General features: G+C 40.2%; 6 protein-coding genes. 4 read left to right on the forward strand and 2 right to left on the reverse strand.

The window, feature by feature from the left end; all coding sequences use genetic code 11:
• Positions 1-19 precede the first annotated feature (19 nt).
• From HMPREF0999_RS15140 to HMPREF0999_RS15155, 4 genes are all read left to right on the forward strand, one after another.
• Positions 20-2,962: a SusC/RagA family TonB-linked outer membrane protein gene (locus HMPREF0999_RS15140; protein WP_009017730.1), complete on the forward strand. Its 2,943-nt coding sequence runs from the start codon at positions 20-22 to the stop codon at positions 2,960-2,962.
• A gap of 27 nt (positions 2,963-2,989) precedes the next feature.
• Entirely contained in the window at positions 2,990-4,462 is a 1,473-nt protein-coding gene (locus HMPREF0999_RS15145) for a SusD/RagB family nutrient-binding outer membrane lipoprotein (protein WP_005855630.1), read from the forward strand.
• Positions 4,463-4,505: 43 nt separating this feature from the next.
• Positions 4,506-5,006, forward strand: a complete 501-nt coding sequence (locus HMPREF0999_RS15150; protein ID WP_008780938.1) for a lipid-binding protein — start codon at positions 4,506-4,508, stop codon at positions 5,004-5,006.
• A gap of 188 nt (positions 5,007-5,194) precedes the next feature.
• Positions 5,195-6,373, forward strand: coding sequence for a site-specific integrase (locus HMPREF0999_RS15155; protein WP_005855634.1), 1,179 nt, complete (start codon positions 5,195-5,197; stop codon positions 6,371-6,373).
• Positions 6,374-6,463: 90 nt separating this feature from the next.
• On the opposite strand, the gene HMPREF0999_RS15160 is transcribed toward HMPREF0999_RS15155, so the two are convergent.
• Together HMPREF0999_RS15160 and HMPREF0999_RS15165 are read right to left on the reverse strand one after the other, a co-directional pair.
• A complete protein-coding gene (locus HMPREF0999_RS15160; protein WP_009276300.1) occupies positions 6,464-7,993 on the reverse strand; it encodes a SusD/RagB family nutrient-binding outer membrane lipoprotein in 1,530 nt (509 codons plus the stop codon).
• 15 nt (positions 7,994-8,008) lie between these two features.
• A complete protein-coding gene (locus HMPREF0999_RS15165) occupies positions 8,009-11,182 on the reverse strand; it encodes a SusC/RagA family TonB-linked outer membrane protein (protein ID WP_009276301.1) in 3,174 nt (1,057 codons plus the stop codon).
• Positions 11,183-11,758 lie beyond the last annotated feature (576 nt).

An 11,758-nucleotide genomic window follows, 5' to 3' on the forward strand; every position in this document is an offset into this window, starting at 1 on the left:
GGTAATTTCTTATGTGGGTATGATTGCTCGTGAGGTTCCGGTACAAGATGTGTTGAGGGTAGTCCTTCAGTCTGGTACCCAGAATCTTGAGGAGGTTGTCGTAACTGCGATTGGTATGAAAAAGCAGGAAAAGGCGTTGGGCTATGCAGCCTCTACTGTGAAGAGTGAAGATTTGAATGCCGCTAAGTCTGGATCAGTGATGTCAGGTTTGACTGGTAAGGTTGCGGGTTTGAATATTACTAGCGGTGGTGCTACAGGCTCTTCTCAGAAAGTAATCGTGCGTGGTATCAGTTCTTTCAGTGCTAATCAACCTTTGTATGTGGTGGATGGTGTGCCTATTATGAATGATTTCCAAGGTGAGGATTCTTTCTCTAACTCCGTGGATTTTGGTAACCAAGCTAATGACATTAACCCAGAGGATGTTGAGTCTGTAACAGTCTTGAAGGGTGCTTCCGCTACTGCCCTTTATGGTAGCCGGGCTGCTAATGGTGTTATCATGGTGACAACAAAACGGGCTGGGGCTGAGAGGCTTTCTGTTACGTACGATGGCTCATTTATGGGATCTAGCGTATTGCGTGTTCCTCAAACACAAGATCGTTTCGGACAAGGATGGGGATCTTTCGGACCTATGGAGAATGGTTCTTGGGGACCGGTTTTGGATGGTCGTGATCATATCTGGGGACCTTACTCAGACGGCTCAGAAGGTTTATTAACTCCGCTTTCTAAGCCTTTCTCGTATGTAAAGAACAATCTTCGTGATTTTTATGAAACTGGTTTTGAGACGAATAATAACGTCTCGATTCGTATGGGTAATGATAAACTTGGTTTTGTTGCCTCCTATGGTAATGTGAAGTCTGACGGTGTATTACCGGGTGACGCTGATTCATATGCTCGTAATACAATCTCGTTAAGAGGTAATATGAAATATAAACGTTTTTCTGCGGAATTAAACTTGAACTATGTCCGTAAAGATATCACACAAGCTGCTGCTGGCCAAGGAGATGATGGTGCAACGATGTTTTCTGAGATTTTGCAACATGCCGTGGATGTAGATATTAGCTCAATGAAAGATTATACGAATCCTTATTTTAATACGGATAACTTCTATACAGCTTATGCGGAGAATCCATATTGGGTGTTAGATCATAATCGTAATAAGTATCAAGATGACCGTGTCTATGGTAAGATCGAGCTTGCTTTTGAGATTATGAAAGGTTTGAAGGCGGTTGGACGTTTAGGTGGTGACTTTACGAACGCTACTCAAAAGAGATGGAATGAAAAAGTGACTTTCGCTTCAGGGTCTTGGAGTGAATTAGGTGGTAAGAAGCAGCAGCCCGGTACTTATACGGAACGTCGTGACAAGGTGGAGCAAATTGATGCGACCGCTTTCTTAAACGCGGATTATAAAATCGGTGAGGATATCGCTTTGAATGGTATGATTGGATGGAACTTGAATCAACAAACGAGTTCTTATTTGAAATCTTATCTGTATGGTTTGGAGCAACCGGGATGGTTTAACTTAGCGAATGGTGTTGATAAGCCCATGACTACGACTTACTCTGATAGACGCCGTTTGGTTGGTTTGTTCGCTCAAGGTGAGTTTGGTTACAAGAATTTCTGGTTTGTGAATGCTTCTATTCGTAACGACTGGTCATCTACTTTACCTCAAGGAAATAATAGCTTTTTCTATGGTGGCGTGAATACTTCATTGATCATCACGGATATGTTTGAGGATTTGAAATCTGATTATCTGAATTTCTTGAAGGTTCGTGCAGCTTGGGGACAGACTGGTAACGATGCTCCGATTTACCGTACTAGCAGTTATTTTACACCGACTCAAATCAGTTTAGGTTTTGGAGATTTATATTTACCTATTAATAATACATTAGGCTTGACAGAGTATAATCGTTTGCCGAGTATGGATCTTCGTCCGGAGATCACGACAGAATGGGAGTTCGGTTTAACAACGCATCTGTTTAACAATCGCTTGGATATTGATGCTGCTTATTATAATAAGAGTACGAAAGATCAGATAATATCTGCTAGTCTGGCTCCGGAGTCTCGCTATACGTCTATGACCCGCAACGTAGGTAAGATTGCGAATCAAGGTGTCGAGTTGGCAGTGAATGGCATTCCTGTTCGTACGAAAGATTTCGAGTGGGGATTAGGTTTTACTTTCAGTAAGAACTGGAGTGAGGTGAAAGAGTTATGGGATGATGTAACTGAGTATAAATTGACAAGTTCCTATCAAGTGGATTTCGTTGCGGAAGTAGGTCAGCCTTTGGGCGTTTTCAAGGTTCCGGCTTTGGCCACGACTGATGATGGTAAGGTGATCGTTGATAATAACGGTATGCCGACAATTGATGCTAGCAAGAAAGAGATCGTAGGAACGTCTACACCTAATTTCTTGATGGGCTTTAATACGCATTTCACATGGAAAGGGATTACTTTATCAGCGGTATTAGATTGGCGTAATGGCGGTGAGTTCTATTCATATACCTCTCAATTGCTTACATTTGCCGGAAACTCTACTTATACGGTGTTTAATAATCGTGAACCATTTGTGGTTCCTAATTCCGTGAAAGTCGTAAATGGTCAATACGTAGAGAATGATATACCTATCGTACATTGGGGAGGTGCTTCTAGCGCTGTTAATACCTACTATAATAACGCCTCCAACTACGCTCAGTATAGAAATTGGATTTTACCTAAAGATTACTTGAAATTAAGAGAGATTACACTTTCTTACTCTTTGCCGAAAGCATGGTTGAAACAAACCCCATTCTCTATGGTTCAAGTTAGTTTGATCGGACGTAATTTATTTATGTGGACCCCGAAAAAGAACAACTACGTAGATCCGGAAGGTACGAATTATGGTAATGACATCTTGTCTGAAATTGGTGAATTTGGTGCGGCTCCGACAAACCGTACGTTTGGTGGTGGTATTAAAGTTGTATTATAATAAGTAACTTTAAAAAGTAAAGATAGTATGAAAAGAAACAATTTAATATATACAGGACTGGTTAGCTGCTTGTTGATGGCGACTACAGCTTGTTCCGATTATTTGGATATTAACCAGAATCCGGAATATCCAACGGAAGCCTCTTCTTCTACTTTGCTTCCTTCTGGTATCGCAGGAGTAGCAAGTATTGTAGGTGGTACTTACGAATTATATGGTAGCATGTGGTCTCAGCAATGTACGCAGGGACATACATCCAACCAGTATAATACATTGGTTAACTATACGATAACTAACGCATCCGATTCTCGTTTGTGGTCTATACCTTATTCAATAGCACTGCCAGACTTGGATTTGGTTATCAAAAGCTCTGAATCGGCTCAAGAATGGAATTATTGGGTAATGGGTAAGACTATGACTGCCTTTATGTATCATATCCTAGTGGACTCTTATGGCTCTATTCCTTTTACAGAAGCTATTCTTGGGAATGAGAATACTACACCGAAATATGATGACAGTAAGACTGTGGTTTATCCGGGATTATTAGCGATGTTGGACGAGATTATCGCTAAAAAAGCGGAAGCTACCGCAGGTGGTTTGCCTTCGGTTACAAAACAAGACTTGGTGTTCGCTGGTGACGTGAATAAGTGGATTCAATTTGCGAAGAGTTTAAAGCTAAAATTGTTGATGCGTGATTTCGATACGAATAAAGCTGCTATCAAGGCATTGCTCGACGAAGGAGATTTGCTGAGTGTAGACGCTAAGATGGACTGTTTTCAAGATTTGGAAAATAAATCAAATCCATTGTATGAGAATGACCGTCGTAAATTGAATTCAACTGTAAATATTCGTGCGTGCGCTACGGTTTGCGATTATTTGAAAAAATATGAGGATCCTCGTTTAAATGATTTTTATTCACCTAATACGGATGGCTCCGGCGAGACAACAGCTTTGAAGTATGGTGACCGCCCAAACTCGGTAGCGGTAACAACTCGTATGATCTCTGTGGCTAAGCTAGGTCCTACAGATCCTGTTTATTTTATGTCTGCTGCTGAGGTAGCGTTCCTGCAAGCGGAAGCTTACGCTCGTTTGAATGATGTGGCTAAAGCGAAAGTGGCTTATGAGCAAGGTGTGAATTATGCGTTTGAACGTTGGGGGTATTCTGCTGCCGAGTTTGTTTCGGAAGGTGCTCCTTATGCTTTCGATAGTACGGACCAAAATTCAATGCTTACCTCTATTTTGACCCAGAAGTGGATCGCTTCCACTCGTTGTCAAGCATGGGACGCATGGTTTGATATCAATCGTACCGGTATTCCTGTTTTAGGGACAAAGCATGTGGATGAGGAAGGATATATTTGGGGGCAGTTGACTCCTTGCATTGGTTCTGCGTTGGCTCCGGGTGAATATCCTCGTCGTTTATTGTATCCGAAGTCATCTTCAGACTATAACCCTAATACTCCGGCGGTAGTTCCGTTAGCGGAAAAACAATGGTGGCATAAATAAATGGGTGTTATAAATGTATATTAATCAGAAAAGCTTTTTGAATATGAAACAGATAAATAAATTACTGGTTATCTTATTGGCGTTGGTCACCTTTTCTTCTTGTGAGACTTATGGTGATTACGAGATAGAATACACGGCTATTTACCCTTTATGTGGCGAATGGGTAGTTAATGTTACAGGTGAGGATGGTGGTGTCTTGGCGGAAGGTGTGACCTGCAATACTTACAATACGACTGATGATGCCACGGATAAGATGTGGATAAAAATGAGTGTTGCCACAAACGACTGGGGAGTACGTGGCAAGATTCATTGCGATGTCACTTCTAAATCTTTTGATGGGGATGGTATCGCTAATCTGCTCCATGCGGATGATGGTATAAATTCTACTGTAACCTTCAATATCTCTGGTAAAGTAATTGTGGATGGTTATACTACTCAAGCCAATACAAAAGTGGATGCCATTGAATTTACCTTGACTCAAAATGGAAAGTCGATGACGGTTAAGGGATTCCGTAAAACAGGTTGGGAAGGTGAAGATTATTGATATGATTTAATATCTCGAAAAGTAGGAGAGGCCTGCCATGTATTTGGTAGGCCCTTTTTATTTACTTGGATATATGGTTTTTTATTAGTAGGTAATCCGTGATAACAAACTTTTAGTTTGTAGATTGTGCTACAAAGAACTTATTATTGTTCCTTCGTGTTTACAATCAGATAATATATAAATGTATCATGGAAAAAGTAATTTACAACTTAGTGTTTAATCGAAAAAAGCAATTGAATGCGGAAGGAAAAGCTTTGATTCAAGTAGAGGCCTATTTGAATAGGCAAAAGAGGTATTTTTCAACGAAGGTTTATGTGAAACCTTGTCAATGGGACAACAAGAGACGTTCCATAAAGAATCATCCGAATATGGATGCGTTAAACCTGTATCTTCAGAACTATGTTATGGAGTTGGAGAGAGATGAGCTGGAGAAGAGACAAGCGAATAACGGTTTTTCGTTGAAGGATCTGCGTGAGGAGGCTTCTTCGACATCTACGTCTTCCTCTTTTCTTGTTTTCATGCGTGAGGAGATTTTACATAGTAATTTGAAAGAATCGACATTAAAAAACCATTTGTCCACTTTGCATGTTCTATCCTTATATAAAAAGGACGTTCTGTTTAAGGATATTAATTTCAATTTCTTATGCGATTTTGAATATTTCTTATTGAAGCAGGAGTATCATCGAAATACGATCGCTAAACATATGAAGCATTTGAAACGATATATCAACTTGGCGATTAATAAGGAGTTGTTCGAGTTGCACAAATATCCATTTCGGAAATATAAGATTAAATATCAAGAGAGTAAGCGTACTCATTTAACGCCTGAGGAGTTAGGTCGTTTGGAAAACTTAAAGCTGGATGGGCAGCGTACATTGCGCCGGTGTCTGGATATGTTTTTATTTAGTTGCTACACGGGATTACGTTTCTCAGACATAGTAAGTATAACGAAAGAGAACTTTTTGATTATTGATGATAAGGTTTGGCTGGTTTATTCATCGGTGAAGACAGATGTGAGTGTCCGTTTGCCGCTATTCCTCTTGTTCGAGGGTAAATCTTTACCTATCTATGAGCGATATAAGAATGCGCCGAGAACCCTGTTTGGTGTTCCCTTATCCTCTAATTCAAACGTGAATAAGCAATTACGCCGAATCAGCCAATTGGCAAGTATTGATAAGAAGGTATCTTTTCATACGGCTCGGCATACAAATGCTACCTTATTATTATATAATGGAGCGAATATAACTACGGTACAAAAGTTGTTAGGGCATAAAAGTGTTCGTACTACCGAGATCTATAGCAATATCATGGATATGACGATTGTCCGCGATCTTGAGAAGATTGAGACACGATTGAAGTTCGGCTAGAATGTGGATTTATAAGAAAGGAGAAAAATATCATTAAGATATTCTTCCCCTTTTTTGAATGTTGTCACTCGTTATGCTTTTATATATTGATTAGCGAGTTCCGCCAGCCCACCATACGTTTTCGGTAAACACATACTGACCATCACCATAAGCAGCTTGTATATTAGGATTAGTCGTAGTATCATCATTACCATACGGACATCTTAACGGGAACTTACCCGGATTTTGCAAGCCATAAATATCCTCACCCAAGCTCTTCAAACGACGTACGTCATTATAGCACTCGGTAGACTCTCCATCTGCGTTCCAGAAAGAAATATATTTCTGAATCATCGTCTCTTTCAAAGGATTAGCATCGAATAAGGGAACGACATTCTCATCAAAGTAAGAAGCGGCCTCCTCCGGTGTCACCTCGTTTGTTACATTCAAGAAACCTCCCCAATAATCAGAAGCGAGGGCAGACTTGATATTAACCTCCATATTAGCCATACCTGCGACAACAGCCTCTTTCAACACTGCTTTTGCCTCATCCTTACGATTTAAACGACACAAAGCCTCTGCCTTCAAGAACAATACCTCATGATAACTTAAGATGTGAGTCGGAGCGGTTTGAGCTGCACAGAACATGGAAACAGTATATTCTAACTGACTTTGCACTAAATCACCATTATGAGCAAGATTCAATAATGGATCATCCTTAGAAGCAATCATCGTTTGGCTGTTAGCCTCCACATAGCAACGTCTGATACGCGGATCATTACGCTCATTCAATTTATCAAACATACTTCGGCTGGCTACTTCACCTAAACGAGAATAGAATACTCCGAAAAATGGGTTGATATTAACACCCACACCATACATAGCATAGCTACATTGCTCGGCTGCCGAGGTGTACGACTTGGAAATATAATCCAACACCTTTTCCATATCGCCCTTAACATCAGCGCTACGTCCCATCAAGCGCATCGTATAACGAGCCTTCAAGCCATAAGCTGTCTTTAGCCAAGCCGAAGCGTCACCTTTATAAATCAAATCTTGATTAGACAGGCTCGTCAGATCTGATTTCTGAAGATCTTCAATTGCGGCATCCACATAGGCCATGATATCCTTATAAATCTCCTCTTGTTTATCGATAGCGGGAGTCATAGATACTGTATAGTCACAAGCCTCTTTCCAAGGTGTATCACCATACATATCTGTCAAGATCGCCAAATTGTAAGCCACGAAAAGTTCCGCAATGCCTTTTGTTATGAAGTTCTGCTCTTCTTCTGCGACTTTGACAGAGATCAAAGCATCTTTCAGTGTCGAATAGGTTCCCCCCCATGAGTTATTAAAGGTAGAAGCCGATGTACAAGAAGAACGGGTTTCCGCATAGTAGAATTGATTATGCGAACCTGTCTCATGTTCCACATACATACCACCATATAAATTGAAATCGCCGCTAACCACGCTAAACGCAGTCGAAGTCATGACATCCGTAAGGATCATCCTTGCGGGAACTGCTGTGGTATGATTATGATCTTTGTTGATCTCATCCATCTTATCCTCAGAGCAAGAGACCAAGGCTGCGGTGAAAACAACTCCCGTCAATAATTTTTTTGAGATATTTTGAAGTTTCATCTTTTGTTTCCTTTATTAGAATTTCACATTTAAACCGAAGCCATAGCTCGAAGCACCCGGCATAGAAAAGCGCTCGAAGCCACCGCCCATATTATTATTACCTTGAGAAGCCTCAGGATCCAAACCTTTCAACTCAGACCAAAGAATGATATTTCTGGCAAAAACATTTAAGTTCACGTTGATTCCATTCTTATCCCATATCGGATAACTAACGGACAACTCACGTAGTTTCAAGAAACCACTGTCATAGATACCAGCTTCGGAAATAAGCGTCATGCGGTCATAATATGATAAAGCGTCTTCGCCTTTGATATCTATGTCATTAGCTACATAGGAACCATCTTCCAACTGCTTTACAGCCGGATGACTAAAACGGAAAGTCTCGGCCGTACGACTTTCAACAGACTCCATACTTGTACCATAATAGTTCAACGTGTTCAATGTACCGCTATACATCTGTCCACCACATTTCCAATCGAACGTAGCGCCGATACGGAATTTGTAGATCTCAAAATTAGTATTGAAACCCAAGAGGAAATCCGGGGAAACCTTACCGATCACACCCTCACTACCGATCTGAGGCAAGCCATCTTCGTCTACGACAATGTCACCGTTGTCATTACGCAAGAAAGTCGTACCATAGATTACAGGGAATTTATCGCCAATATTCGCACGTACCTGCGGATCAACGAAACCTCCCAAGAAAATACTCTCTACACCCGGAGCCAGCTCATCCACGTAGTTATCGATCTTAGAGAAGTTAAATGCCATATCCCATTTAAAATTCTTCGTATTGATCGGATTGATTCCCAACGTAATCTCATGAGCGTTCGTATGGATAGCGCCACCATTGGTTACTAATTCTGCAGAGCCTGTAGAACCAGCCAAAGGAACCTCAAATATCTGATCTTTCACATTCTGCCGAGAGAAGGTATAGTTCAATGAGAACAGACCATTCAAGAAGGTCAAATCCACACCTAACTCATAAGACTTCGTGTTCTGAGGTTTCAGATTCGGATCATACACACGAGCATATGGAGTGAACGCCGTAATTCCACTCATAGGATATTGTATAGGCGTAGAACCATAAAAACCACCACCGTAAACAGGTGTAGTATAATAAGAATCATAATAATCTCCAGCCTGTCCTACTTCGGCGTAAGAAGCACGTAATTTACCATAAGTCAAGACATTATTCTTCAATGGTTCTAATTCTGTGAAAATCCAGCCCAAGGAAACAGATGGATAAGTGAATGAGCGGTTGTTACGAGGCATATTAGATACGATATCGTTACGAACAGTTGCGTTGAAGTAAACCATGTTAGCGTAAGACAATGAAATGCTAGCAAAGTTACCAACTGTGCGTTTCCGGCGTAATGACTCGGATGCTACCATAGTTGTAGCATTATCTATATGATTCCAACCCGGGAAGTTATAGTTCGCTCCATAAGACTCGTAAAATTTCCGCTGATTCTCTACCAATTCATTACCAACAAGGGCATCGAACAACCAATCTTCATTGATATTCCAAGTATATGCAGCGGTCAACAAAGAGTTCAACTCCGTGATTGAATATCCATAGTGATCAATCTCTCCATAACCATTTGCATGTCCATAACCCCAAGAATCCGTATAATTAGTCGTATAAGAGTCCACACCCAATTGATACTTGACATCCAATTTGTGATTATCGGTATTGAACTTCGTAGAATATTTCAAATAAGTATTTCCAAAGAAACGTTGTGAACGTTCCAAGAACTCGTTGTTATCTACCGCCCAATAAGCTCCGTCAAAACCTGATGTGCTACGGAATGTATTTTGTGTATACGGGTCACCCTCAACATGACTTGGGATACCGGCTAAATCGTAGCTAGAAGGAGCTCCGTAAACAGTAGCTAAGATTCCATTATTGGCACTAGACTGCTTGCTGATCTTCGAATTTACATAGGTACCGGTAAATCCAGTAGACCAGTTCTTGTGTAATTGAGCTTCGGCACTCATTTTTGCGTTGTATCGGTCCATGCCTGTATTTGGAATAATACCATCTTGCGTAGTATTACCGATCGAGAAGGAATAGTTACCTTTATCAAAAGCTTGAGCTACATTCACGGAGTTACTCCATGTCGTACCCACGTTGAAGAAATCCTTGATATTGTCGTAAGCTTGTGGTTGAGCCCAAGGGTCTAATCCCGCAGCGGCCCGCTGAGGTACATAATACATACCTTCATGCTTACCATATTGCTTGGTAAACTCATTATCCGTATTTCCTCCATAAGTCGGATCGTTAGGCAATTCGCTGATTAGTGGTCCCCAAGAAGTTGAAGCATACGGGCTATACTTACCATTTGTACCCTGCGCATACACTTTTTGGTATTCAGGCATCGTTGAAACCTTATCAAAAGATAAGCTGGTATTAAAAGCGACCTGAGGTTTACCTTTACGGGCTCCCTTTCCACTTTTGGTCGTAATGACAATTACTCCATTTGTTGCACGCATACCATACAAGGCAGATGCGGCCTGTCCCTTTAATATATTAATGCTTTCAATATCGTTTGGGTCGATATCCACCGCACGAGATGCAAAGTCCGTGCCGGAAACAGAACTACCGGTGTCCACATCAGCCGTTGAAGCGACAGGCATACCGTCAATCACATACAAAGGAGTATTATCCCCTGTAAAAGATCTGGAACCACGAATCGTGATCTTAGAAGAGGCACCCGGCATACCGGAAGAAGGAGAGATCTCCACTCCAGAAACCTTACCTTGTAATGCGCCAGACAAACTAGTATTAGCTCCTTTCGTCAACTCATCCGCTTTCACATCTTGAACCGCATAACCTAAAGCTTTCTTTTCCTTTGAGATACCCATAGCCGTAACCACGACCTCATCCAAGTTCTGGGTATCGGCTAATAGTTTTACATTTACATTAGAAGTGGCCGCAACTTCTTGAGATTTCATACCGATGTATGAAATAACCAATTGTTTACCATTCGCAGGTACTTCTAGTTCAAAGTTTCCATCAAAATCCGTGACTGTTCCCACGGTTGTCCCTTTTACGATAATAGAGGCACCGATCACCGGCTCTCCATCTTCCCCAATTACCTTACCGGTAACCTTCGAGGTCTGTGCCGAAACTACTCCTACGCTCATCGCAAGAAATAGTAGCACAGAAGTCAACTTTTTCTTCATAAACACACTTATTTATTAACTATATACTTAAAAATGTTTTCTCTGCATTTTAATGGTTGATTAACTAAGTTCATACAGAACTACTCCATTTTATGTTTTACGACATACCTATTAAATGAAAAACAATTACCATACAAGTTATGATACATTAAAAAAACGACATATTTTTATTAGTTTTAAGAGTTTCCTTTGATTTCTTAATTTGGAAGTATGAGAAAAGCCAACATAATCTCTGAAATATTCGCATAAGGTAAAATTATAAATACTTATATCAATAAGTTATATGCTCCAATATATCCTGTTTAAGTTATAATAAAATTCAATATAATTTCTATATAGCGTAACAAAACGTGTTGTTACGATTTAATTAAGATATAAAGAATTTTATTTCTAGTCAAAATGAAAATTTCATAACATATAGCTCATTACTAAGTAAATCGATCATTTCACTTGAGTTAGTTAAGAGTGAAGTTCTGTTGGCTATTGATATATTTCAAATTTAGCAGAAAAAAGATATTTTTCCACAATAATAAAATTATGTCAGTTTTTTCATATATAAAATATAATATTGTAATT

Source organism: Parabacteroides sp. D25 (genome assembly GCF_000307475.1).
Classification (GTDB): domain Bacteria; phylum Bacteroidota; class Bacteroidia; order Bacteroidales; family Tannerellaceae; genus Parabacteroides; species Parabacteroides distasonis.